Raw genomic sequence first — 24,663 nt, 5'->3', positions numbered from 1 at the left:
TAAGCGGCGCGGGGAACTGCGCGGCCGGCGACGACGGCGGCGCGGCCGTCAGCGCAGCGTGCCGCCCACGGCGGTGACGATCAGGGCCAGCGACGTCGCACCCGCATCCGCGTGGCCGTACCCCATGTCGCCCATCCGGGCCGCACGCCCCCGGGCCGGTACCAGCTCCGCCGTCGCGGCCGCGGCCTTCGTGGCCACCTCGGCCGCGGCCCGCCACGCGGGCCCCAGGTCCTCCGCGCCCCGCGCGGCCAGCTCGGCCCGGAACGGATCCACCGCGTCCAGCATGGTCTTCTCACCGACCCGTGCACCCCCCAGCTCGGCGACCGCCCGCTGCGCCGCGGCCACGGCCTCCGCGAGCAGCGCCGTCGTACAGGGGGCGCCGTCCGGGGCCCGTACGAGGACGGCGCCGGCCTCGGCCAGCAGCGCCCCGTAGAGTGCGCCCGACGCGCCACCGGAGGCGTCGGAGAGGGCCAGGCCCGCGCTGAGCAGCGCCCGGCCCGCCGAGTGCGGGTCCCCGGCCGGCCCCGGCTCGTCGACGCGCGCTGCGGCCACGGCCGCGCGCAGCCCGCGGACGATGCCGATGCCGTGGTCCCCGTCGCCCGCGACCCCGTCCAGCCGGCCCAGCTCGTCCTCGTTGGCCGCGACCAGGTCCAGCGCGGCCTGGAGCGCGGCGGTGGCGGGCAGGTCTGCGGCGGGCGGCCCGGCCTGCGCCTGCTCAGCGGCGGGCGCCGGGGTCTCCCGTACGTCGTCGGCGTCCCTACGGGGCACCGGCAGGCTGCGGAAGGCCGGGGTGTCGCACGGCGCGTCGTACAGCTCGGCCAGCTCCTCGTCGAGGACCATCACGGACAGCGAGACGCCCGCCATGTCGAACGAGGTGACGAACTCGCCGACCTCCGGCCGGAAGGGCGTCAGCCCGGCCGCCTTCAGGCGCCGGTTGACCTGCCGGAAGATCACGAACATCTCTTCGTACTTGGTCCGGCCGAGGCCGTTGAGCAGTACCGCGACCCGGCCGCCCGCGCCCTCGGGCAGCGGCGGCAGCTCCGGGAGGAGGTTGTCGACCAGTTCGTCGGCGAGCTCGCTCGCGGTGAGCCTGCGGGTGGTGCGCAGGCCGGGCTCGCCGTGGATGCCCATGCCCAGCTCCGTGGTGCCGCTGCGCACGGTGAACAGCGGCTCGGCCGCGCCGGGCAGCGTGCAGCCGGCGAAGGCGGCGCCGAAGGTCCGGGTCATGGCGTTGGCGCGGGCCGCCACGCGGGCCACGCCGGCCAGGTCGTCGCCGCGCTCGGCGGCGGCGCCCGCCACCTTGAAGACGAAGAAGTCGCCCGCCACGCCGCGCCGGTCGCGTGAGGGGTCGATCTCCTGGCCGGCCACCGGCGGCGGGCCGCTGGCCACGTCGTCGGTGACCAGGACGGTGCGTACGGGCACGCCCTCGGCGGCGAGGCGGCGCGCGGCCAGGCCGAAGTGCATCACGTCGCCCGCGTAGTTGCCGTAGGACATCAGGACGCCGGCGCCGCCGTCGGCGGCCTTGGCGGTGCGGTAGATCTGCTCGGCGCTGGGGCTGGCGAAGACGTCGCCGACCGCGGCGGCGTCCGCGAGCCCGGGCCCGACCAGTCCGGCGAAGGCCGGGTAGTGGCCGGAGCCGCCGCCGATGACGAGGGCGACCTTGCCGGGGCGCGGGGCGTGGTGGCCGACCACGCCGAAGGTGCCGGGGACCCGCCGGAGCGTGCGCGCGTAGGCGTCGGCCAGTCCCTCCAGCCAGTCCTCGCGGAAGGTCGCGGCGTTGTGTCCGAGGCCGTCGGGCGTCGTGGTCATCAGGGCACACTCCTTTGATCCGTCCCTGTTGGATTTAACACCCGCATCACAGATTCGTCACCCCTCAGCGCGTAAATCACGCTCAGTACTGTGAGAAACACGTGAGAACCGCGGACCGGAAAACCCTGGATCACATCTTGCATGTGAAGTTCACAGGATTCATGCTGCTGATGTCACACCCTCACCACCCTCGTTCCCACGGAGGCGCGACATGGCTCCCCCATCGGCGCTCTCACTGCCCGACCGTCTCGGCATCCCCAAGCCGCTGGTCCTCGGTTACCTCGGCGTGCTGCTCTTCATGATCGGCGATGGCGTCGAGTCGGGCTTCATCGCGCCGTACATGGCGGACCACGGCGCCGGTACCGAGGTGCACGCCTCCTACGTCATCACCGCCTACGGCGTCACGGTCATGCTCGCCTCGTGGCTCTCCGGCGCGCTGTCGGACCTGTGGGGGCCGCGCCGGGTGATGCAGCTGGGGCTGGCGATCTGGATCGTCTTCGACGTCCTCTTCCTGGTCCTCGCGCTCGGCCCGCAGAACTACGCCCTGATGCTGGTCTTCTACGGCCTCCGCGGCTTCGGCTACCCCCTGTTCGCCTTCGGATTCCTGGTCTGGATCACGGCGACGGCGCCCATGGCGCGGATGGGTGCCGCGGTCGGGTGGTTCTACATGGCCTTCACGGGCGGTCTGCCCACGCTGGGCTCGCTGGTGGCCGGCGCGAGCAACCCGGTCTTCGGCCAGTTCGGCACGTTGTGGGTGGCACTCGGCATCATCGTGCTCGGCGGCGCCTTCTGCATGTTCGGCGTGAAGGAGCGGACCGGCTTCGCCCGGCTGGCACCGCCGGACGTCAAGCCGGTGCAGTCACTGGTCTCCAGCCTCTCGATCGCCTGGACGCATCCCCGGGTCGCGGTGGGCTGCGTGGTGCGCATCATCAACACGGCGCCCGAGTTCGGCTTCCTGGTCTTCCTGCCCACCTTCTTCGGCAAGGAGCTGGGCTTCGGCGAGGGCCGCTGGCTGACCCTGCTCGCCGTGATCTACGGCACGAACGTCGTCTTCAACCTGGTCTTCGGCGTCGTCGGCGACAAGATCGGGTGGCGGAGGACGATCGCCTCCTTCGGCGGCATCGGCTGCGCGGTGACGACCCTGACGCTGTACTTCGTGCCGCAGGCCGTCGGCAGCAACTACCCGGTCGCGATCGTCTGCGGCATGCTCTACGGCATCACCCTGGCCGGCTTCGTCCCCATCTCCGCGCTGATCCCGGCGCTGGCCCCGGAGAACAAGGGCGGCGCCATGGCCCTGCTGAACCTCGGCGCGGGCGGCGCGGCCTTCGTCGGCCCCGCCATCGTCAGCCTCTTCCTGACCCCGGTCGGCCCGGCCGGCGTCGTCGTCATCTTCGCCGCGCTGTACGTCGCCTCGTCGCTGATGACCCTGTACCTGAAGCTGCCCGAGGCGACCGCGGACACCACTCCCCCGGCGCCCGCGGTCGAGGCGGCCGGCGCGGTACGCACCTGACCGCCCCGGCACGCCGAAGGGCCCCGCACACCGAGGTGTGCGGGGCCCTTCGTACGTACTTCGCGTCACCGCTGCCAGGAGCGCGCGCCGTGGAAGCCGCGCTGGCGCTCCAGTCGGCGCCAGCGGGCCGCCGTGGCGTGCGGCTGCGCCGGGACGGCGGCCGGCCGGTGCGCGGCGCGCGCCAGCAGCACCGCGGTCAGCGCGGCGAGCTCCTCCTCGCTGGCCTCGCCCTTCTCGACGCGGACCAGGGAACGGTCGGAGATATCGGCAGGGTTCACTTTCGTCGTCTCCAAGGTCGCAGGGGTGCTGCGGTACAGAGCGGTAACGGGATCACTGCGGCGGGTTGCCGTGCTTGCGGGCCGGCAGGTCGGCGTGCTTGGACCGGAGCATGGCCAGCGAGCGGATCAGCACCTCGCGGGTCTCGGCCGGGTCGATCACGTCGTCCACCAGGCCGCGCTCGGCCGCGTAGTACGGGTGCATCAGCTCGGACTTGTACTCCTTGACCATGCGCGCCCGCATGGCCTCGGGGTCGTCCGCCTCGGCGATCTGCTTGCGGAAGATCACGTTGGCCGCGCCCTCGGCGCCCATCACGGCGATCTCGTTGGTCGGCCAGGCGTAGGTGAGGTCGGCGCCGATGGACTGGGAGTCCATGACGATGTAAGCACCGCCGTAGGCCTTGCGCAGCACGACCGAGATCCGCGGCACGGTGGCGTTGCAGTACGCGTACAGCAGCTTCGCGCCGTGCCGGATGATCCCGCCGTGCTCCTGGTCGACGCCCGGCAGGAAGCCGGGGACGTCCAGCAGCGTGAGGATCGGGATGTTGAAAGCGTCGCACATCTGGACGAAGCGGGCGGCCTTCTCCGACGCCTCGATGTCCAGCACGCCCGCCAGCGACTGCGGCTGGTTGGCGATGATGCCGACGACCTCGCCGTCCATGCGGGACAGCGCACAGATGATGTTGGTCGCCCAGCGCTCGTGGACCTCCAGGAACTCGCCGTCGTCGACGAGCTCCTCGATGACCTTGCGCATGTCGTACGGGCGGTTGCCGTCGGCCGGCACCAGGTCCAGCAGCGCATCCCCCGTACGCTCCGCCGGGTCGTCGCAGGGCACCGACGGCGGGTTCTCACGGTTGTTGGACGGCAGCAGGGAGAGGAGGTAACGGACCTCCTCCAGGCAGGTGGCCTCGTCGTCGTACGCGAAGTGGCACACGCCCGAGGTCTCGGCGTGCACGTCCGCGCCGCCCAGCCCGTCCTGGGTGATCTCCTCGCCGGTCACCGCGCGGACCACGTCGGGTCCGGTGATGAACATCTGCGAGGTCTCCCGCACCATGAACACGAAGTCCGTCAGCGCCGGGCTGTAGGCCGCGCCGCCCGCGCACGGGCCGAGCATCACCGAGATCTGCGGGATGACACCCGAGGCCTTGGTGTTGCGCTGGAAGATGCCGCCGTAACCGGCGAGCGCCGAGACGCCCTCCTGGATACGGGCGCCGGCGCCGTCGTTCAGCGACACCAGCGGCGCACCGGCCTGGATGGCCATGTCCATGATCTTGTGGATCTTGGTGGCGTGGGCCTCGCCCAGCGCGCCGCCGAAGATCCGGAAGTCGTGCGCGTACACGAAGACGGTACGGCCGTGCACGGTGCCCCAGCCGGTGATCACACCATCGGTGTAGGGCTTCTTGTTCTCCAGCCCGAAGCCGGTCGCCCGGTGCCGGCGCAGCGGCTCCACCTCGTTGAACGACCCCTCGTCCAGCAGGAGGTCGATCCGCTCGCGGGCGGTGAGCTTGCCCTTGGCGCGCTGGGCCTCGGTGGCGCGCTCACTCGGGCCTCGCCGGGCCTGCTCACGGATCGCGTGCAGCTCGGCGACGCGCCCGCGGGCGTCGTTCGCCTCGGCGGGCGCATCTTCGACAGTGGTCATGCATCGACGGTACGCGGACAGGTGCTCATGAACCGATGTCGGTTTCGTACAACGTCGAGCGCGAAATGGTGGGCAGGCAGAACAGAACCACGCTGCACGCGGGGCGCAGCCAGGGCCCGGACGCAGGCGACCACTCCCGGGGCGCTGTACGGGGCCCACAAAAGACACCGGTGTGCTCTTGTGGCGGTCCGCCGGTTGACCGCGCTCCCCGGCCACCGGCCCGCACCGGCGCCGGACGGCGGGACCAGGCCCGTGCCGCCCGGCGGCCGGCTCAGCCTGTGGTGACCGTACAGGTACGGGTGGCGCAGACCTTCCCGGGATCGATCCGCAGCCGCAGCCGCCGCCCGGTACCGAGGACCGTGACCCCGGGCCCGGCGCTCACCACGCCCCGCACCGGCCGGTCCCAGACGATCTCCACCGGCTCCCCCGTACGCGGCGGCTCCGCCACGCACAGCGTCGCCGTCCGCCCGCGCCCGCGCACCAGGACGGACACCGGGCCTGAGACGGTCAGCTCCCCCGCCGTACCCGCCGCCCAGAAGTTCGCCGCCGTCACCCCCAGCGCACGCACCGCCACCGCCTGCGCCGTGCCGGTGTTGGCGAGCACCCGCAGCCAGTGCCGGTCGGCGGCGCGCGCGGCCAGCTGCCGCGGCCCGGCCCCCGGCATCAGGACGTAGGCGTACGAGGCGTCCGCCGGGTCCTTCCCGTGGTCCCGCCAGAGCGTGAGGTAGCGGCGGGTGACCCGGTCCGGCGAGGAGCCGGTGTTGATGTCCCGCCACGCGCCGGTGCGCGCCTCACGCAGCGCCCGCAGCTCCGTGCCGCCCGGGAAGACGTACCCGCCGTGCCCTTCCAGGTGCGCCCAGCGGGCCCGCGGGAAACTGCCGGTCCAGCCGGTCGCCGTGGGCTGCGGCACGCCGTCGACGGTGAGCACCGGGCTGCCCGAGGCGCCGAGGTTGCGGTTGTCGACGATCGTCTCGGCGGCCACGCCGTCCCGCCCGGTGATCCCGGCGCCGAGGCAGACCACCGCGTCGGCCAGACAGAACCAGGACTTCTTCGCCCGCAGCGTCGAGGAGAGCCCGCGGACGTCCTGCCCCACGGCGGCGAACTCCCCGTCCGTCGTGCCGCCCACCCACGACGCGGCGGGCTTGGGCTCGCCCCAGCCGCCGCCCTCGTTGTCCGCGAGTCGCTTGGTGGAGACCGTCGTCCCCGGCAGCCGGTACGGGTCGGCCGTCGGCCAGAAGAAGTCGGTGTACTGGCCGCCCCCGAAGTCCGCGCCCCACCAGTAGAGCATTCCGGCGCCGGTGTGCCAGCCGCGCGGATTCTCGCCGTTGCCGTTCTCGTAGTACGCGATCCGCTCCGAGGCCATGGAGATGTTGGCGGCGAAACCCGGACGGCGGTGCACCGCGCGGTCCATGGCGGGGAACAGCTTGTGCGCGACGGGCTCGGGCGCGGCGGGGGCGGGCCCGGCGGCCACGGCGGCCAGCCGGGCGGCGTCCGCCACCCCGAACTGCCGGTCGGTCAGCACGTCCAGCGTGGTGTCCCGCTCGATCCAGCCCTTGAGCAGGGCGTGCCAGCGGTCCCGTTCGGCGGCCGAGGCCCCCTGCCCCAGCACCGCGACGGCGGCCAGCAGCGCGTGCCCGTGGAAGTGGTCGCTGCGCATCACCTGCCGGTCGTCGCTGACCAGGTAACCGCGGCTGACCGCGCGCCCGTTGACGCTGTCCATCATCAGACCGTTGTGCAGCAGCGGCGCGTAGGCGTTCTCGACGCTGTCGAAGATGATCTGCCGCTTCGGGTCGGTCACCTCCCAGCTGCTGCCCCGCAGCAGCGCGAACAGCCGCCCGAGCCCGTCCAGCAGCACGTATCCGTACGTACCGGAGTAGGCGACCCAGGTGTGCTGGACGAACGACCCGTCGGCGTACAGCCCGTCCCCCTTCGTCACGTACGGGAAGACCGGCGACAGGGCGTCGCGGGCGAGCGCCAGCTTCGCCGCCGACCGGCCGAGGACGCCGCGCACCGCGACGACCCGGCACAGGTCGACGCGGTTGGCGCCGGTGCTCGTCCCGGTGTAGTCGCCGAGCACCGAGTCGGGCACGAAGTGGTCGACGGCGGCGAGGTACCGGCCGCGCCGCGCGTCGCCGAGCGCCTCGTCGACGATCGTCATCGTGTCGAGGAGCAGCCGCGGGCTGCCGATCTGCCAGTCCCACCAGTTGCCGTACCGGGTGGTGTCCGGGTGGTAGACCCGGGCGTCGAGGTGGTCCAGGCCCGTGAGCACGTCGGTGAGGAGCCCGGCGTCCCCGGTGAGGCCCGTGCCGGGCTGGGCGTACGCCTGCGCCATGGTGTTGAGCCGGCTGTAGCTCTGGGTGACGCCGGCCGACGGTTCGAACGGGGAGTCGGGCCAGAGCGAGCCGGCGGCGGGCGCCATGGCAGCCCGGAAACGCCGTGCGAGGTCGCCGGTCTCCCGCAGCCGGGAGGCGTACGGCTCGGCCGCCGGGTCGTAGCCGGTGCCCAGCTGGAGGTCGAGCCAGCGCTGCCGCAGGGTGGCGAACTCGTCGTCGGCGGCCCGGCCGGAACCGGCCGCCCGGGCGCCCGGCGCGGGCAGCGTGAGGGCGGCCGCGCCCGCGCCGCCCGCCGCGAGGAAGCCCCTGCGGGTCCAGTGGGAAGCGCGTGCGGCCATGGTCAGCAGCCGCCGCAGTTGTAGTAGAGGACGTCCCAGTGCGAGCCCTCCTTGGCGTAGATGTTGCCGGAGCCGGACTTGTACATGGGCGCGCCGTCGCCGCGTACGCCGATGTAGGTGAAGGTGCCGGTCACGTAGTTGCTGACGCAGGTGGAGAGGGAGAAGTCGAGCTTGTAGCCGTTCCAGTGGCTGTACGTGCCGCTCGCGTGGCCGGTCTCGGTGCCGCCGGTGATGTTCAGCGCGCAGCCGCTCGCCTTCTTGAGGGTGACGGCGCCCTGGGCGGTGGGCAGGTTGAGCTGGTCGAAGGACGTGCAGGTGGGCGTGTTGCGGTCGGAGCAGCCGCCGGACGAGGACCAGGTGATGCCGGCGTCCCGGAACATCGCGGTGGCCTGGGCGTGGGTGAGCTTGGTGACGGCGTGCGCCTCGCCCGCCGCGGTGAGGACGCCGAAGCCGGGCGCGAAGAGGGCGCCGAGGACGAGCGCGAGGGTGCCGAGGACGGCGCGGACTCTCATGGGGAACCTCCTGCGGTGTACCGGTGAACCGTGCGACGGGTGTTTCGGCGGTGCAGGTGGAGCACCGCCGATGATGCCCGACCTCTACACGCGTCGCCAGCCCCCGTGAACAGGGCGGACGAGGGCCGTACGGCTGCCCTCCGACGGAAAGGTTGAAACTTGAACCAGTGGGCGCTACGCTCGATCTCGTTGAACGTTAAACAAGGCGTTCGGCGACACCCGAGGTCTCCCCGACCCGTCCCCCGAGGAGGAGCCATGGCTCTGTTCCACCGCAAGCGCACCGCCGAGAGCGCTGCCCCCGCCGCCACCGCGACCCTCGCGGCGGACCCGGCCCTGGCCGCGCTGACCGGCGACTACACCATCGACCCCGCGCACAGCAGCATCGGCTTCACGGTGCGGCACGCCATGGTCACCAACGTCCGCGGCGCCTTCGGCGAGCACGAGGGCACGCTGCACCTGGACGGCGCGAACCCGGCCGCCTCGACCGCGTCCATCGACGTACGGATCGACAGCATCGACACCGGCATCGCGGACCGCGACGGCCACCTGAAGAGCGCCGACTTCTTCGACGCCGAGAAGTACCCGCTGATGACCTTCCGCTCCACCGCCGTCGAGCAGACCGGCAGCGAGACGTACCGGGTCACCGGCGACCTGACGATCAAGGACGTCACCAAGCCGCTCGCGATCGACCTGGAGTTCCACGGCTCCGCCACCGACGTCTACGGCGCCGAGCGCGTGGGCTTCGAGGGCAGCGCCGAGATCCTCCGCTCCGAGTGGGGCCTCACGTGGAACGCCGCGCTGGAGACGGGCGGCGTGATGGTCAGCGACAAGGTGAAGCTGACGTTCGACATCTCGGCGGTCAAGGCGGCCTGACCTTTCCGCCGCTTTCCGTGGCAGGGCCCCTCCCTCTCCCCGAACCGGGGATGAGGGAGGGGCCCCGTCCGTCCGCCCCCGCCCAGTGGCAAGGCCCCTCCCCCACCTCCACCACGCATACGGCGAAGGTAGCGCGCCTCACCGCCCGTCGCTGGGGCCTGTGGACAACCGCGGCGCTCAGTCCTGCGGCTCGACGCCCGCGCGCATCAGGCCGTACGCGTACGCGTCGTCCAGCGCCTGCCACGACGCGGCGATGACGTTCTCCGCGACGCCCACGGTGGACCACTCGCCGCGGCCGTCACCGGTGGAGACCAGGACGCGGGTGATCGAGTCGGTACCGAGCGCGCCCTCCAGGGTGCGGACCTTGTAGTCCACCAGCTCCAGCTCCGCCAGCTGCGGGTAGATCTGCTCCAGTGCGACCCGCAGCGCGCGGTCCAGTGCGTTGACCGGGCCGTTGCCCTCGGCGGTGGCCACTATCCGCTCGCCCTTCGCCCACAGCTTCACCGTGGCCTCGTTGGCGTGCGTGCCGTCCGGGCGGTCCTCCACGATCGCCCGCCAGGACTCGACGGTGAAGTACCGCAGCGGCCGGCCCTGCACCTCCTCGCGCAGCAGCAGCTCGAAGGAGGCGTCGGCCGCCTCGTAGGTGTACCCCGCGAGCTCCCGCTCCTTGACCCGCTCCACGACCCGGCCGACCAGCTCGCGGTCGCCGCTCAGGTCGATCCCCAGCTCCTTGCCCTTGAGCTCGATGGAGGCGCGGCCGGCCATGTCGGAGACCAGCATCCGCATGGTGTTGCCGACGAGCTCGGGGTCGATGTGCTGGTACAGGTCCGGGTCGACCTTGATCGCGGAGGCGTGCAGGCCCGCCTTGTGCGCGAAGGCGGAGACGCCGACGTAGGGCTGGTGGGTGGAGGGCGTGAGGTTCACGACCTCGGCGATGGCGTGCGAGATCCGGGTGGTCTCGGCGAGCTTGCCCTCGGGCAGGACCTTGCGGCCGTACTTCAGCTCCAGCGCGGCCACGACCGGGAAGAGGTTGGAGTTGCCGACCCGCTCGCCGTAGCCGTTGGCGGTGCACTGCACGTGGGTCGCGCCCGCGTCGACCGCGGCCAGGGTGTTGGCGACCGCGCAGCCGGTGTCGTCCTGGGCGTGGATGCCCAGCCGTGCGCCGGTGTCCGCGAGGACGGTCCGGACGACCGCGGTGACCTGGGCGGGGAGCATGCCGCCGTTGGTGTCGCAGAGGACGACGACGTCCGCGCCGGCCTCGCTCGCGGTACGGACGACCTGCTTGGCGTAGCCGGCGTCCAGGGCGTAGCCGTCGAAGAAGTGCTCGCAGTCCAGGAACACCCGGCGGCCCTGTTCGCGCAGGTAGGCGATGGTGTCGCGGATCATCGCCAGGTTCTCGTCGAGCGTGGTCCGCAGGGCCAGCTCGACGTGGCGTACATGGGACTTGGCGACCAGGGTGATCACCGGGGCCTTGGACTCCAGCAGGGCGGCGACCTGCGGGTCGTCCTCGACGCGTACGCCGGCCTTGCGGGTGGCGCCGAAGGCCACGAGCTGTGCGTGGCGGAAGGGGACCTCTTCCTGTACGCGGTGGAAGAACTCGGTGTCCCGGGGGTTGGCACCGGGCCAGCCGCCCTCGATGAAGCCCACGCCGAAGTCGTCCAGGTGGCGCGCGATGGTCAGCTTGTCCGCGACGGTCAGGTTGATGCCCTCACGCTGCGCGCCGTCGCGCAGCGTCGTGTCGAACACGTGGAAATCGTCGGACAGAGAGGGTTCTGAGGTGTCCGTCATGCTGGTCTGGCTCCTGTCGGGATCTCGGTCTACCGGAATAACCGGTTCCACCGTCCCCTCATGATCCCTCGCGCTCCGTCCCCGGCCGTGGTGGGCCGGGAAACGAAAAAACCTCTCGCGGGTGCGAGAGGTCTGCGCGCGGGTCTGGGACGACGGTGCCGCGCCGTACTCGGTTTCGTACGGGGCGGTCACTGCGGACCGGCGCGCCTGCTGCCAATAATCATGGCGAACGAGAGCATGGGGGCAGTCTTGCACACGACTGCCCCCGAAGTGCCCGTTGTCTCAGGATGCGAGCACTCGTGCGCCGGTGTCCTCGCCGTCGGTCCGGGTGCCGACCCGCTTGAGGTCGATGTCACGGGTCTCGCGCATGGTCAGGTAGACGACCAGGGAGACGGCCGCGCAGCCCGCGACGTACCAGGGGTACGCCGACTCGACGCCCGCCTGCTTCAGGCGCAGCGCGATGGGTTCGGCGGTGCCGCCGAAGAGCGCGTTGGCGATGGCGTACGGGAAGGCCACCCCGAGTGCGCGGACCCCGGTCGGGAACAGTTCGGCCTTCACGCAGGCGTTGATCGAGGTGTATCCGGTGACGATGACCAGGGCGAGCAGCGAGAGCCCGAGTGCCGGCCAGAAGCTTCCGGCGTACTTGAGGAGTGTCATGAGCGGCACGGTCAGGAAGGTCGCGCCGACGGCGAAGGTGATCAGCAGGGGGCGGCGGCCGATGCGGTCGGAGAGCATGCCGGCCAGCGGCTGCAGGCACATGAAGACGAAGAGGGCGCAGAAGCTGACCAGGGTGGCGGTCTGCTTGGGCAGTCCTGCGGTGCCGGAGAGGTACTTGGTGAGGTAGGTCGTGTACGTGTAGTAGGCGACCGTGCCGCCCATGGTCAGCGCGATGACGAGGAAGGCTTCGCGCTTGTGCTGCCAGAGGGCCTTGAGGGTGCCGCGTCCGGCGGCCTGTTCTCCGGTGCCGCCGGCGACGGTCTCGCCGGCCTCGTCGAACACCTCGGTCTCCAGCATGTTGCGGCGGAGGTAGAAGACGACGGCGGCGCCGAGTGCGCCGATGACGAACGGGATGCGCCAGCCCCAGCTGTGCAGCGCCGCGTCGGACATGGTGTTCTGCAGGATGATCTGGAGGCCGAGGCCGATCAGCTGGCCGGCGGTCATCGACACGTACTGGAAGCTGGAGGCGAAGCCGCGCTTGCCTTCGGCGGAGGCCTCGGTGAGGTAGGTGGCGCTGGCGGCGTACTCGCCGCCGACGGACAGGCCCTGGAGCAGCCGGGCCACCAGGAGCAGGGCGACGCCGCCGTAGCCGGCGACGGCGTAGGTCGGGGCGACGGCGATGAGGACGGCCGAGGCGGACATCAGGGTGACGGTGAGGGTGAGTGCGGCCTTGCGGCCGCGGCGGTCGCCGACGCGGCCGAGCAGCCAGCCGCCGACGGGCCGCATGATGAAGCCGACCGCGAAGATCGCCATGGTGTTGAAGAGCTGGGCGGTGGCGTTGCCGGCGGGGAAGAAGGAGCCCGCGAAGTAGACGGCGAAGCTGGAGTAGACGAACCAGTCGAACCACTCGACCATGTTGCCGGCCGAGCCGACCCAGATCTTCCGCCAGTCGGCAGTGCCACCGCCCGGCCCCTGCTCGGTACCGCTCTGCGCCACGGCAGCCTCCCTCTTTCCCTTTGTACTGGTGGACCAGCGCATACGGTGACCGATGGCGGTGCCGGGTGACAAGGGTGTCCGGGGCAACGATCGGGCGTCGTTCTGTGTGGTCGTACCTGGCGAGGGAGTGCGCGCGGCAGCGGGGCGGGGCGCCCGGCCCGGAACGGAGGGCGCCCCGCCGCACCGGGCTCAGGGTTTGCAGTGCCCGATGTACTTCGCCCCGCGCACCTTGGTCGGGAAGGGGCTGACGGTGCCGAGGAACTCGTCCTTGCCGGGCTTGACGCAGTGGGTGAGGTCCGGCGCCATGATGTGGTCGACCTTCACCTTGTGGCCGTACTTCTTCGAGCAGTTCTTGTAGTACAGGCCGGCGGAACCCCCGGTGTGGACGCCGCACTTGGTCTTCTGCACGGCCGCGCCGGCCGGTGCGGGTGCGGCGGCGGGTGCGGCGGACGCCGGGCCGGTCATGCCCAGGAGCGCGGCGGCGGTCATCGCCGCGCCCACGGCGGTCATGGCCTTCTTGCGGTTGCGCATGCTGTTCCCCTCGTCGGTGCGTGCACTGCGGTGGTTCGTGCACCGCGAGGAGAAGCTAGTTGCGGGTGATCACTCGGACAATGAGTTCCCGTACTCATCCTGCCCGTCCTGCCGGGGTGTCCTGAGCGACTCGTCCAGGAAGTCGCGTACGTGGCCGAGTACCTCGTCGCGGGAGAGGCCGGGGAGGCCGACGACGAGGTGGGTGCCGAAGCCGTCGAGGAGGGCGCGGGTGCGGGTGGCGAAGCGTTCGGCGTCGACGGGGCGGAGTTCGCCTTTGGAGGCGCCTTCGACGAGGAGGGCGACCAGGTCGCGGTGCCAGGCGAGTTCCAGGTCGAGCTGGCGTTCGCGGGTGGCGTCGTCGGCGTTCTGGGAGCGGTTCCAGACCTCCAGCCAGAGGGTCCAGCGGGGGTCGCGGGGGCCGTCGGGGAGGTAGAGGTCGACGAGGGCGTCGATGCGTGCACGGGCGGGGACGCGGCGGGCCAGCTCGGCGCGGCGCTGGGCGCCGAGCTGTTCCTCGCTCCACTGGAGGGTCTGCAGCAGCAGCTCGTCCTTGGTGCCGAAGTAGTAGAGGATGTGGCCGCTGCTCATGCCGACCTCGCGGCCGAGCCCGGCCATCGTGAGCCGGTCCAGGCCCTCTTCGGCGATGGTGGTCATGGCCGCGGCGAGCACCTGCTCGCGTGGCTGGCTGAGCCGCCGCCGGGGACGGCGTGCGGGACCGGGCACGGTGACCTCCTGGACCGGCTGATCTGCGGTTCGATCAGACCTTGGGCTGCTGCTGGGTGATGCAGTGGATGCCGCCACCCGCAGCGAAGATCGTACGGGCGTCGACGAGGGTGACCGTACGGCCGGGGAAGAGCCGGCGGAAGATGCCGGCGGCGTGCTCGTCGCGCGGGTCGTCGAAGGCGCAGAGGACGACGCCGTCGTTGCAGAGGTAGTGGTTGATGTAGGAGTAGTCGACGTACTCGCCGTCCTCCTCGACGACGGTGGGTGCGGGGACCTCGACGACCTCCAGTGTCCGGCCCTTGGCGTCGGTGGCGGTCTGCAGGAGCTTGACGATCTCGGTGCAGACGGCGTGGTCGGGGTGGGCGGGGTCGGGCTGGGTGTGGACGACGACGGTGCCGGGGCGGGCGAAGGCGGCGACGATGTCGACGTGGCCGCGGGTGCCGAACTGTCCGTAGTCGGCGGTGAGGCCGCGGGGCAGCCAGATGGCCTTGGTGGTGCCGAGGAAGGCGTGGATCTCGGCCTCGACCTCTTCGCGGGTGCGGCCGGGGTTGCGGCCGGGGTCGAGCTGGACGGTCTCGGTGAGCAGGACGGTGCCCTCGCCGTCGATGTGCAGGCCGCCGCCCTCGTTGACGAGGGGGGTGGGGTAGCGGCGGGCGCCCGCGAGGTCCGCGACCTCGGCGGCGATCTTGGCGTCGTGTTCCCAGCTCGCCCAGTCCTGGGCGCCCCAGCCGTTGAACACCCAGTCGGTGGCGGCGAGCCGGCCGTTGCCGGTGAGGAAGGTGGGGCCGATGTCGCGCATCCAGGCATCGTTCAGGTCGCGTTCGACGACGTCGATGCCGGGGCCGAGGAGGCCGCGGGCGTTCGGGGCCTGGCCGGGCCCGGCGACGACGGTGACCGGTTCGAAGCGGCGTACGGCGCGTGCCACGCGGGCCCAGGCGACGCGGGCTTCGGAGAGGGTGGTCCCGCCTTCCTCGCCGAAGGTGAAGTTGGCGCCCGGCCAGGCCATCCAGGTGCGCTCGTGCGGTGCCCACTCCGGGGGCATCGCGTATCCGTCGGCGGCCGGGGTGGCACCGGTGGAGGGCAGGGGCTGGTCCGTCATGAGCTGCGTCCTTGCAGGTGGGAGGGGGAAAGGGGCGGGGCGGCCGCCGGGGGGGGGCGGCCGCCCCGGTGCCGCCCGGGAAGGGACGGGCCCCGGGCGGGGCGGGGTGGCCGAAGCGGGGCAGGCCGCTTCGGCGGTACGGGGCCGGTCCGGGCGGGGCGGTCCCCGTGCTGGGACCGCCCGCGGCAGGAAGGGGCCCGCGGGTCCGGGGCGCCCGGTGTCAGGGGCGTCCCGGACCCGCGGGGCGGGTCCGGCTCAGAGGGTTCAGAGGAAGTAGAGCCGGGACAGTGGGACGTAGTCGGCGGGGTCGGAGCGCATGGGGCTGCCGTCCAGGGTGACCAGGCCGGTGTCGCCGTCGACCTGGACGTCGCCGACGCGGTCGTTGCGCAGCAGGTCGCGCGGGCCGATGCCGCGGGTGCCGCGGACGGCGATGCGCCGGCGCCGGGTGGGCAGCGAGTCGAAGGCCTTGCCGGGGGCGCCGGCCGCGGCGGCGGCGCCGCTGACGAAGGCGACGGAGAGGTCGGCGGCGGTGGCGCCGTGCGCGCCGAACAGGGGGCCCATGACGAGGGGTTCGCAGGTGTCGGTGGCCGCGTTGGGGTCGCCGGTGACGCCCCACGCCGGGAAGCCGGACTTCAGGACCAGCTGCGGCTTGGCACCGAAGTAGCGGGGCTGCCAGAGGGAGATGTCGGCCATCTTGCCGACTTCGAGGGAGCCGATCTCGTGGGAGAGGCCGTGCGCGATGGCGGGGTTGATGGTCAGTTTGGCCATGTAGCGCAGCACGCGCGCGTTGTCGTCGTGCGCGCCGTCGCCCTCCATGGGGCCGAGTTCGGCCTTCATCTTGCCGGCCATGGCGAAGGTACGGCGTACGGTCTCGCCGGCGCGGCCCATGCCCTGCGCGTCGGAGGAGGTGATGCCGATGGCGCCCAGGTCGTGCAGGACGTCCTCGGCGCCCATGGTGCCGGCGCGGATGCGGTCACGGGCCATGGCGGCGTCGCCGGGCAGGTCCGTCTTGAGGTCGTGGACGGAGACGATCATGCCGTAGTGCTCGGCGACGGCGTCCCGGCCGAAGGGCAGGGTGGGGTTGGTGGAGGAGCCGATGACGTTCTCCACGCCCGCCATCTTCAGGACGTTGGGTACATGTCCGCCGCCGCAGCCCTCGATGTGGAAGGCGTGGATGGTGCGGCCTTCCAGTACGGCGAGGGTGTCCTCGACGGACAGGCATTCGTTGAGGCCGTCGCTGTGCAGGGCGACCTGGACGTCGTGCTCCTCGGCGACGCGCAGGGCGGTGTCCAGGGCGCGGGTGTGGGCGCCCATGTCCTCGTGGACCTTGAAGCCGGAGGCGCCGCCCTCGGCGAGCGCCTCGACGAGCGGGGCGGGGTCGGAGGAGGAGCCGCGGGCGAGGAAGCCGATGTTGACGGGCCAGGCGTCGAAGGAGTTGAAGGCGTGCCGCAGGGCCCACGGCGAGTTGACGCCGACGCCCCAGACGGGGCCGAACTCCTGGCCGATGATGGTGGTGACGCCGGAGGCGAGGGAGGCCTCCATGATGCGCGGCGAGAGCAGGTGGACGTGGGTGTCCACGGCGCCCGCCGTGGCTATCAGGCCTTCGCCGGAGACGATGGTGGTGCCGGTGCCGACGACGACGTCGACGCCGTCCATGGTGTCGGGGTTGCCGGCCCGGCCGATGCCGCTGATGCGGCCTTCGCGGATGCCGATGGAGACCTTGCGGATGCCCTGTACGGCGTCGATGACCAGCACGTTGCTGATGACGACGTCGCAGGTCTCGCGGACGGCGGCGGCTTTGAGGTGGAGGCCGTCGCGGGCGGTCTTGCCGAAGCCGGCGAGGAATTCGTCGCCGGGCTGCTGGGCGTCGGACTCGACGCGTACGACGAGGCCGGTGTCGCCGAGGACGACCCGGTCGCCGGCCCGGGGGCCGTGCACGGACGCGTACTCACGCGGATCGATGGTGGTCATGCCCGCTCCTCCTCTGCAGTGTTCGCCCCCAGGTAGCCGCAGGCGGCGGCCCGCCGCAGCGCTTCTTCCTTGGCCCCCGGCGCGTCCAGCGGGCCGTCGACCAGGCCCGCGAAGCCGATGGCGATCCGGTCGCCGCCGATCGGTACGAGGCCGACCTCTTCCTCGGTGCCCGGACCGAAGCGCTGGGAGGAGCCGGCGGGGACGTTGAGCCGCATGCCGTAGGCGGCGGCGCGGTCGAAGTCGAGCCGGGGGTTGGCCTCGAAGAAGTGGAAGTGGGAGGTGACGCTGACCGGGACGGTCGCGGTGTTGCGGACGCGGACGGTCAGCGCGGGTGCCGGGGCCTCGTCGGCGGGGCCGGGCAGGACGGCACCCGGGGCCGCGTCGCCCAGCGAGCCCCCGGCGATGGGGTCGCTGACCACGGCGAGCCGGGAGCCGTCGTCGAAGACGGCTTCGACGTGCACCTCGGTGACCACGTCGGCGACGCCGGGCAGGACGTCGTCCGGGCCGAGGACGGCGCGGGCCGCCTCGATCGCGTCGGCCAGCCGGCCGCCGTCCCTGGCCACCTCGCAGACCGTGTCCGCGACGAGAGCGGTCGCCTCGGGCACGTTCAGCTTCAGGCCGCGTGCCCTGCGCGCTCTCGCCAGTTCGGCGGCGCCGAACAGCAGCAGCCGGTCGCGCTCGGTCGGGGTCAGCCGCATGCCACCACACCTCCTGATCGATTAGAGCGCCACTCTAACCAGAGAAACCAGGAGTCCGAAAGGGTTGACCGGTCACAGGGGCATGGGTCACATTGAGCGCCGCTCAAAAAACCGGAACGCTTCCCCCGGAGCGGCCACCCCCCGACAGTTGTCCGGCCTCTCAGAGGAGCCCTCTCATGCCGATCGAACAACGCGGAGTCGACACGATCCCCGACGAGGAACGCACCAGCCGGCCGCGCGACCTCGTCTCCATCCTGCTGGGCTCGAACCTCGCCCTCGGGGTGGTGATCTTCGGCTGGCTGCCGGTCTCCTTCGGGCTGGGTTTCTGGCCGTCGGTGACCTCGCTGACCGTGGGCACCCTCGTGGGCACGCTGCTCACCGCGCCCCTCGCGCTGGTCTCCCTGCGCACCGGCACCAACCTCTCCACCAGCTCCGGCGCCCACTTCGGCGTACGCGGCCGGCTGGTCGGCTCGGTGATCGGCCTGCTGCTCTCGCTCGGCTACACCGCGCTCACCCTCTGGGTCGGCGGGGACGCCGTCGTCGGCACCCTCGCCCGGCTCACCGGCCTCCCCCGACGGCGGCGCGAGCTACGCGGCCGTCTACGCACTGCTCGCGGTCTGCACGGCGGCCGGCGCGGTCTACGGCTACAAGCTGCTGCTCCGCCTCTCCCGCGGCCTCGCGCTCGGCATGACCGCGATCCTCGCCGCCGGCCTGCTGGCGTACGCGCCGGACTTCACCACCGCGGCCCCGCACGGCAGCACGTACCTGCTCGGGAGCTTCTGGCCCACCTGGCTGCTGGCGGTGGTCTCGGCCGGGCTGAGCGGCCCGATCGCCTTCATCACCCTGCTCGGCGACTACACCCGGTACATCTCCCCGCGCCGGCACAGTTCCCGCAGGGTGTTCCTGGCCACCTGCCTCGGCCTGGTCGCGGGGCTGCTGATCCCCCAGCTCTTCGGCACGTTCACCGCGCTGGCGGTCGGCGCGGGCGACGACTACGCCGGGCCGCTCGTCGCGGGGGCGCCGTTCTGGTTCCTCGTCCCGCTCTTCCTCGCCGCCTCGGCGGGCTCGGTCGGCAACGCGGGCCTGATGCTGTACTCGATGGGCCTGGACCTCGACGCGATCCTGCCGCGCGCCACCCGCACCCAGGCCACCTACGTCGTCGCCGGGATCGCGACGTTCTTCGTCTACCTCGGCCACTTCGCCTGGGACGCGCAGGACGCGATGACCGCCTTCGTTCTGCTGCTCACCGCGGTCGGCACGCCCTGGGCGGTGATCACCGTGATCGGCTTCGCGCGCTGCCGCGGGGTGTACGACTCCGAGGCGCTGCAGGTCTACAACCGCCGGGCCCGGGGCGGCCGCTACTGGTACACCGCGGGCTGGCACGTGCCCGCGACGGTGGCGTGGGCGGCCGGCTCGCTGGTCGGCCTGGCCGCGGTGGACACTCCGCTCTACACCGGCCCGCTCGTCCCGTACACCGCCGGCATCGACCTCTCGTTCCTGCTCTCGGCGCTGGTCACGGCCGTGCTGTACGGGGTGCTGACGCGCCGCCCGGCAGCCGTGCCGGTGGCCGTGGCGCCCATGGAGGAAGCACCCGCCGAGGTGCGCTGACCGGCGGACGGCACGACGACGGCACGACGACGGGCCGCTCCGGACGCGGGTACGTACGCGTCCGGGGCGGCCCGTCGGGAACCGTGCGTGGCCGGGTGCTCAGCCCAGGGGGTGCATCCAGCCGTGGGTGTCCTCCGCCGTGCCCCGCTGGATGTTCAGCAGCGCCTCGCGGAGCTTCATGGTGACCTCGCCGGGCTCGCCGCCGCTCTGCTGCCACTCGGCACCGGCGCGCTTCACCGTGCCGACGGGCGTGATGACCGCGGCGGTGCCGCAGGCGAAGACCTCGGTGAGGGTGCCGTTCTCCGTGTCGGCCTGCCACTGGTCGATGGAGACGCGCGCCTCCTCCGCCTCGTACCCCAGGTCGCGGGCGACGGTGAGGAGGGAGTCACGGGTGATGCCGGCGAGCAGCGAGCCCGTGAGGGTGGGCGTGACGATCTTGTTGCCGTACACGAAGTACAGGTTCATGCCGCCCAGCTCCTCGACCCACTTGTGCTCCACGGCGTCGAGGTAGGCGACCTGGTCGCAGCCCTTCTCGGCGGCCTCGGCCTGGGCGAGCAGGGAAGCGGCGTAGTTGCCGCCGGTCTTGGCGTCGCCCATGCCGCCGGGGACGGCGCGGACCCGGTCCTCGGACAGCCAGATGGAGACGGGCTTGACGCCGCCGGGGAAGTAGGCGCCGGCGGGCGAGGCGATCACGATGAAGAGGTACTCGTTGGCGGGCTTCACGCCCAGGCCGACCTCGGAGGCGAACATGAACGGGCGCAGGTAGAGCGACTCCTCGCCGCCGTGCGCCGGGACCCAGTCCTTGTCCTGCTCGACCAGCGCGTCGCACGCCGCGATGAACGTCTCGACGGGCAGCTCCGGCATGCCCAGGCGGCGCGCGGAGCGCTGGAAGCGCTCCGCGTTGGCCTCCGGGCGGAAGCTGGCGACCGTGCCGTCGGGACGGCGGTAGGCCTTCAGCCCCTCGAAGATCGTCTGGGCGTAGTGCAGGGTCATGTTCGCCGGGTCGATCGAGAGCGGCGCGTACGGGACGAGCTGCGCGTCGTGCCAGCCGCGGCCCTCGGTCCACCGGATGGTCACCATGTGGTCGGTGAAGTGCCGGCCGAAGCCGGGGCTGGCCAGGATCTTCTCGCGCTCCGCTGCGGGCAGCGGGTGCGCGGAGGGCTTGAGCTCGATCGTGGGCGTCGTCATGAGTGCGTGTCCTTCACCGGTGTGGTTGTGGCGGCCGCGCTCACGACGTCCTTCGGTACGTGGACGTCCGAGCTTCCCCTTGCGCGGTCCCACGTTCGATTATCGCTCGCGTGGGACCGCGGAGAGGAAGGAGGTGGCGTACTGCGCGTGCGCGGCCTGGGGTCGATGGTCGCACCCAACCGCCGAGTAGCCCAGCGGCCGGGTGCCTTGTCAGGCATCGCCGCTGGGCTACGGGCAGGGACAGCTTCAGCTGTCGTGTCGGAGCAGCGGCGTCAGCCCGCTACTCGGCCGGCGAGCGCGTCACCGATCTCGTCGGTGGTGCGGGCGGTGCCGTCGCGGCCTTCGAGGTCTGCGGCGACGGCCTCCTCGATGCGGACGGCCTCGGCGTCGTAACCGAGGTGGCGCAGGAGGAGCGCGACGGAGAGGATCGTCGCGGTCGGGTCGGCCTTGCCGGTACCCGCGATGTCCGGGGCCGAGCCGTGGACCGGCTCGAACATCGACGGGAAGTCGCCCGTCGGGTTGATGTTGCCGGAGGCGGCCAGGCCGATGCCGCCGGTGACGGCAGCGGCGAGGTCGGTGAGGATGTCGCCGAAGAGGTTGTCGGTGACGATGACGTCGAAGCGCTCCGGCTGCGTGACGAAGAAGATCGTCGCGGCGTCGACGTGCAGGTAGTCGGTGGTGACCTCGGGGTACTCCTCGCCCACCTTGTCGAAGATCTTCTTCCACATGTGGCCGGCGTGGACCAGGACGTTGTTCTTGTGGACCAGCGTCAGCTTCTTGCGCGGGCGGGCCTGGGCGCGCTCGTACGCGTCCCGGACGACCCGCTCGACGCCGTACGCCGTGTTCAGGCTCACCTCGGTGGCGACCTCGTGGGGCGTGCCGGTGCGCAGGCTGCCGCCGTTGCCGGTGTACGGGCCCTCGGTGCCCTCGCGGACGACGATGAAGTCGATGTCAGGGCGGCCGGCCAGCGGGGTGCTGGTGTTCGGGAAGAGCTTCGACGGGCGCAGGTTCACGAAGTGGTCGAAGGCGAAGCGGAGCTTCAGCAGCAGCCCGCGCTCCAGGACGCCGGAGGGCACGGACGGGTCGCCGATGGCGCCGAGCAGGATGGCGTCGTGCTGCTTGAGCGACTCCATCTCGGCGTCCGGCAGGGTCTCGCCGGTCGCGTGCCATCGCTTGGCGCCCAGGTCGTACTCCTGGGTTTCCAGCTTCACGTCCTGCGGGAGGACGGCCGAGAGGACCTTGAGGCCCTGGGCCACGACTTCCTGGCCGATTCCGTCACCGGGGATCACTGCGAGGCGAATGCTGCGAGACATGCCTGGACCCTACTCTTCGTCCCAGGGGCTGACATCCACCGTCCGGCATACGGACACATGGTGCGCCGTACAGCTGAGGTTAACCCGCAGTACGTGATCCGGTTCCGCGGCGATGGCACGTTTTCGGCATGGCTTCACGTGAGACCCCCGCCTCCCCCGACATCCCCCGCTTCGGCATCCCCGAGCGGCTCGCCGCCCGCATGTCCATGGCCGAGCAGCACGAGTACCTGCGCACCAAGCTGTCCCGGCGCGGGCTGCTGCGTACCTCGGCGGCCGGTGCGGGCCTCGTCGCGGGCAGCGGGCTGCTCGGCTCCACCACGGCGTGCGCGGCGCCGCGCTCCACGTCCCTGCTGTCCGCACCCGCCTCGGCCACGGTGGACGGCAAGCTGGTGGCGCCCTTCGGCCGGCATCTGCAGTTCGGTGCCGACCCCAGGACGCAGATGCGGGTCTCCTGGCAGGTGCCGTTCGCGGTGAAGCGGCCGTACCTGCGGGTGGGCCTGAAGCCGTGGGACCTCAGCCGGAAGATCGAGGCGGAGGTGCGGGACCTGCACACCCCGGCGCTCACGAAGAAGCTGCCGGCCGTCGACCAGTACTACCTGCACGCCGCACTGGACGGCCTCAAGCCGGGCACGACGTACTACTACGGCGTCGGCCACGACGGCTTCGACCCGGCCGACGCGCGCCACTTCTCGACGATCGGCACGTTCCGTACGGCTCCCGCGCGGCCCGAGAAGTTCGTCTTCACCGCCTTCGGCGACCAGGGCGTGAGCTACGACGCACTCGCCAACGACCAGCTGATCCTGGGCCAGAACCCCTCCTTCCACCTGCACGCGGGCGACATCTGCTACGCCGACCCGGACGGCCAGGGCTCGGTGGAGGACACCTACGACGCGCGGGTGTGGGACCAGTTCCTGGCGCAGACGGAGACGGTCGCCAAGTCCGTGCCGTGGATGGTGACGACCGGCAACCACGACATGGAGGCCTGGTACTCCCCCGACGGCTACGGCGGCCAGCTGGCCCGCTGGTCGCTGCCGGAGAACGGCCCGGACCCCGAGCGCGCGCCCGGCGTCTACTCCTTCACCTACGGCAACGTCGGCGTGGTCGCGCTGGACGCCAACGACGTCAGCTACGAGATCACCGCGAACACCGGCTACACGAACGGCAAGCAGACCCGCTGGCTGGACCGCCGCCTCGGTGAGCTGCGCGGCAGCAAGGACATCGACTTCATCGTGGTGTTCTTCCACCACTGCGCGTTCTCCACGACCGTCTCGCACGCCTCGGACGGCGGTGTCCGGGACGCCTGGCTGCCGCTCTTCGAGAAGCACGGCGTGGACCTGGTGATCAACGGCCACAACCACATCTACGAGCGCACCGACGCCATCAAGGGCACCGACGTGTCCCGCAAGGTGCCGGTCGGCGGTCACGTGGACTCGGCCCGCGAGGGCATCGTGTACGTCACGGCGGGCGGCGCGGGCAAGGCGCTGTACAAGTTCCCCGTGCCGGACAGCTACGAGGGGCACGTGAAGGACCTGGACGAGGTCGAGACGTACCACTGGGTGAAGGGCGGCGGGAAGAACACCGACAAGGTCGAGTGGTCCCGGGTCCGCTACACCGGCTTCTCCTTCCTCGCCGTGGAGGTCGGGACCGGCCACCGCCCCCGGATGAAGGTCACCGCGCTCGCCGAGACGGGCGAGCGCATCGACCACTTCGAGGTGACGCGGTCCGCCGACGCCCCGGCGAAGGGCTGACCGCGGCGCTCAGCCGTGCGGCAGGATCACGGCCCGGCCGTTGACCTGCCCGTGGTGCAGCCGCTCGTAGGCCAGCGGCGCGTCGTCGATGCCGTACGTCTCGACGTGGACCTGGAGGGCGCCGGCCCGGGCCAGTTCCAGGACCTCGGCCAGTTCGGCGCGGCTGCCCCAGTACGGCGCCGCCACCGACACCTCGTACGCCGAGGTGCCGAAGCCGACCGGCAGCGCGCCGCCGCCGAGGCCGACGATCGTCACGTCCGCCTCGACCGCCGCCACCGCGCCCGCGGTGGTGACGGTGGGCGGCGCGCCGACGAAGTCCAGGACGAGCTGGGCGCCGAGGCCGCCGGTCAGCTCGCGGACCGTCGCCGCGGCGCAGGCGTCGGACAGCACCGTCTCGTGGGCGCCGACCTCGCGGGCCAGCGCCAGCTTCTCCTCGCTGACGTCCAGCGCGATCACCCGGGCCGTGCTCAGCGCGCGCAGCAGCTGGATCGCGACGTGGCCGAGGCCGCCGGTGCCGATGACGACGGCGGTGGAGCCGGGCACCAGCTTCGGCAGCGAGCGCTTGATCGCGTGGTAGGGGGTCAGGCCCGCGTCGGTGAGCGGCACGGCCTGGACGGGGTCCAGGCCGCCGAGCGGCAGCAGGTGGCGGGCGTCGTCGACGAGGAGGTACTCGGCGAGCGCGCCGGGGGCGCCCAGGCCGGGCGGGCGGATGCCGAGCTCGGGTGCGCGCAGGCAGTAGTTCTCCTTGCCCTCGGCGCACTTGGCGCAGGCACCGCAGCCCCACGGGCCGTACACGGCGACCTGGTCGCCCACGGCGAAGCCGGTGACGCCCTCGCCGAGCGCGGCGACCGTGCCGGCGCCTTCGTGGCCGAGGGTGAGGGGCAGCGGGAAGGGCAGCTGGTCCGCCGTCCACTGCATGACGGAGAAGTCGGAGTGGCAGACCCCGGCGGCGGTCACCTTCAGGAGCACCTGGCCGGGCCCGGGCTCGGGGACGGGCACCTCGACGACCTCGGGCGCGGCGCCCACGGTGCGGTACTGGACGGCCTTCATGGTG

Annotated in this window: 18 protein-coding genes and 1 pseudogene; 4 read left to right on the top strand and 15 right to left on the bottom strand. The window is 72.0% G+C overall.

The window, feature by feature from the left end; all coding sequences use genetic code 11:
• Positions 1 to 48 precede the first annotated feature (48 nt).
• Entirely contained in the window at positions 49 to 1,809 is a 1,761-nt protein-coding gene (locus AAC944_RS25840) for a dihydroxyacetone kinase family protein (RefSeq protein WP_030624351.1), read from the bottom strand.
• A 211-nt stretch (positions 1,810 to 2,020) separates the two neighbouring features.
• Here AAC944_RS25840 and AAC944_RS25835 point away from each other — a divergent pair, with 211 nt between their 5' ends.
• On the top strand, positions 2,021 to 3,319 hold the full coding sequence (locus tag AAC944_RS25835) for an MFS transporter (protein WP_051872413.1): 1,299 nt from the start codon (positions 2,021 to 2,023) through the stop codon (positions 3,317 to 3,319).
• Positions 3,320 to 3,384: 65 nt separating this feature from the next.
• On the opposite strand, the gene AAC944_RS25830 is transcribed toward AAC944_RS25835, so the two are convergent.
• The 4 genes from AAC944_RS25830 to AAC944_RS25815 form a co-directional block, all read right to left on the bottom strand.
• Positions 3,385 to 3,597, bottom strand: a complete 213-nt coding sequence (locus AAC944_RS25830; RefSeq protein ID WP_030624358.1) for an acyl-CoA carboxylase epsilon subunit — start codon at positions 3,595 to 3,597, stop codon at positions 3,385 to 3,387.
• 52 nt (positions 3,598 to 3,649) lie between these two features.
• A complete protein-coding gene (locus AAC944_RS25825; protein WP_030624360.1) occupies positions 3,650 to 5,233 on the bottom strand; it encodes an acyl-CoA carboxylase subunit beta in 1,584 nt (527 codons plus the stop codon).
• Positions 5,234 to 5,504: 271 nt separating this feature from the next.
• Positions 5,505 to 7,904, bottom strand: a complete 2,400-nt coding sequence (locus tag AAC944_RS25820; protein ID WP_030624364.1) for a polysaccharide lyase 8 family protein — start codon at positions 7,902 to 7,904, stop codon at positions 5,505 to 5,507.
• Positions 7,905 to 7,906: 2 nt separating this feature from the next.
• The gene (locus AAC944_RS25815) at positions 7,907 to 8,416 is read right to left on the bottom strand and encodes a hypothetical protein (RefSeq protein WP_030624368.1); all 510 of its coding nucleotides are present in this window, start codon (positions 8,414 to 8,416) and stop codon (positions 7,907 to 7,909) included.
• 255 nt (positions 8,417 to 8,671) lie between these two features.
• Here AAC944_RS25815 and AAC944_RS25810 point away from each other — a divergent pair, with 255 nt between their 5' ends.
• Positions 8,672 to 9,289 (top strand): YceI family protein, encoded by a 618-nt coding sequence (locus tag AAC944_RS25810; protein WP_030624381.1) that lies wholly within the window; start codon positions 8,672 to 8,674, stop codon positions 9,287 to 9,289.
• Positions 9,290 to 9,466: 177 nt separating this feature from the next.
• On the opposite strand, the gene cimA is transcribed toward AAC944_RS25810, so the two are convergent.
• From cimA to ureA, 7 genes are all read right to left on the bottom strand, one after another.
• The gene (gene cimA, locus AAC944_RS25805) at positions 9,467 to 11,077 is read right to left on the bottom strand and encodes a citramalate synthase (RefSeq protein WP_030624384.1); all 1,611 of its coding nucleotides are present in this window, start codon (positions 11,075 to 11,077) and stop codon (positions 9,467 to 9,469) included.
• A 282-nt stretch (positions 11,078 to 11,359) separates the two neighbouring features.
• The gene (locus tag AAC944_RS25800) at positions 11,360 to 12,649 is read right to left on the bottom strand and encodes an MFS transporter (RefSeq protein ID WP_051872415.1); all 1,290 of its coding nucleotides are present in this window, start codon (positions 12,647 to 12,649) and stop codon (positions 11,360 to 11,362) included.
• Between the two features lie 270 nt (positions 12,650 to 12,919).
• On the bottom strand, positions 12,920 to 13,261 hold the full coding sequence (locus AAC944_RS25795; RefSeq protein WP_030624388.1) for a hypothetical protein: 342 nt from the start codon (positions 13,259 to 13,261) through the stop codon (positions 12,920 to 12,922).
• 69 nt (positions 13,262 to 13,330) lie between these two features.
• Complete coding sequence (locus tag AAC944_RS25790; protein ID WP_051872414.1) at positions 13,331 to 13,984, bottom strand: TetR/AcrR family transcriptional regulator; 654 nt, start codon at positions 13,982 to 13,984, stop codon at positions 13,331 to 13,333.
• 34 nt (positions 13,985 to 14,018) lie between these two features.
• A complete protein-coding gene (locus AAC944_RS25785) occupies positions 14,019 to 15,083 on the bottom strand; it encodes an agmatine deiminase family protein (protein ID WP_030624392.1) in 1,065 nt (354 codons plus the stop codon).
• Between the two features lie 264 nt (positions 15,084 to 15,347).
• Positions 15,348 to 17,054: an urease subunit alpha gene (locus tag AAC944_RS25780; protein WP_030624395.1), complete on the bottom strand. Its 1,707-nt coding sequence runs from the start codon at positions 17,052 to 17,054 to the stop codon at positions 15,348 to 15,350.
• Positions 17,051 to 17,752: an urease subunit gamma gene (gene ureA / locus AAC944_RS25775; RefSeq protein ID WP_030624396.1), complete on the bottom strand. Its 702-nt coding sequence runs from the start codon at positions 17,750 to 17,752 to the stop codon at positions 17,051 to 17,053. Before ureA ends, AAC944_RS25780 begins: the two co-directional genes overlap by 4 nt.
• 176 nt (positions 17,753 to 17,928) lie before the next feature.
• Between ureA and AAC944_RS25770 the strand changes: the two are divergent.
• A pseudogene (locus tag AAC944_RS25770) lies at positions 17,929 to 19,360 on the top strand (cytosine permease).
• 99 nt (positions 19,361 to 19,459) lie between these two features.
• Here AAC944_RS25770 and AAC944_RS25765 read toward each other — a convergent pair.
• Together AAC944_RS25765 and AAC944_RS25760 are read right to left on the bottom strand one after the other, a co-directional pair.
• Complete coding sequence (locus AAC944_RS25765) at positions 19,460 to 20,548, bottom strand: branched-chain amino acid aminotransferase (RefSeq protein ID WP_030624403.1); 1,089 nt, start codon at positions 20,546 to 20,548, stop codon at positions 19,460 to 19,462.
• 272 nt (positions 20,549 to 20,820) lie between these two features.
• Positions 20,821 to 21,861: a 3-isopropylmalate dehydrogenase gene (locus tag AAC944_RS25760; RefSeq protein ID WP_030624406.1), complete on the bottom strand. Its 1,041-nt coding sequence runs from the start codon at positions 21,859 to 21,861 to the stop codon at positions 20,821 to 20,823.
• Between the two features lie 128 nt (positions 21,862 to 21,989).
• Here AAC944_RS25760 and AAC944_RS25755 point away from each other — a divergent pair, with 128 nt between their 5' ends.
• Positions 21,990 to 23,609 carry a purple acid phosphatase family protein gene (locus AAC944_RS25755; protein WP_030624409.1) on the top strand — a complete coding sequence of 540 codons (1,620 nt, stop codon included), beginning with the start codon at positions 21,990 to 21,992 and terminating at the stop codon, positions 23,607 to 23,609.
• Between the two features lie 9 nt (positions 23,610 to 23,618).
• Here AAC944_RS25755 and AAC944_RS25750 read toward each other — a convergent pair whose 3' ends face one another.
• Positions 23,619 to 24,659 (bottom strand): NAD(P)-dependent alcohol dehydrogenase, encoded by a 1,041-nt coding sequence (locus AAC944_RS25750; RefSeq protein WP_030624410.1) that lies wholly within the window; start codon positions 24,657 to 24,659, stop codon positions 23,619 to 23,621.
• Positions 24,660 to 24,663 lie beyond the last annotated feature (4 nt).

The sequence above is a fragment of the Streptomyces sclerotialus genome, assembly GCF_040907265.1.
Lineage (GTDB): Bacteria > Actinomycetota > Actinomycetes > Streptomycetales > Streptomycetaceae > Streptomyces > Streptomyces sclerotialus.
This window is presented reverse-complemented; position numbering and strand designations above follow the sequence as displayed.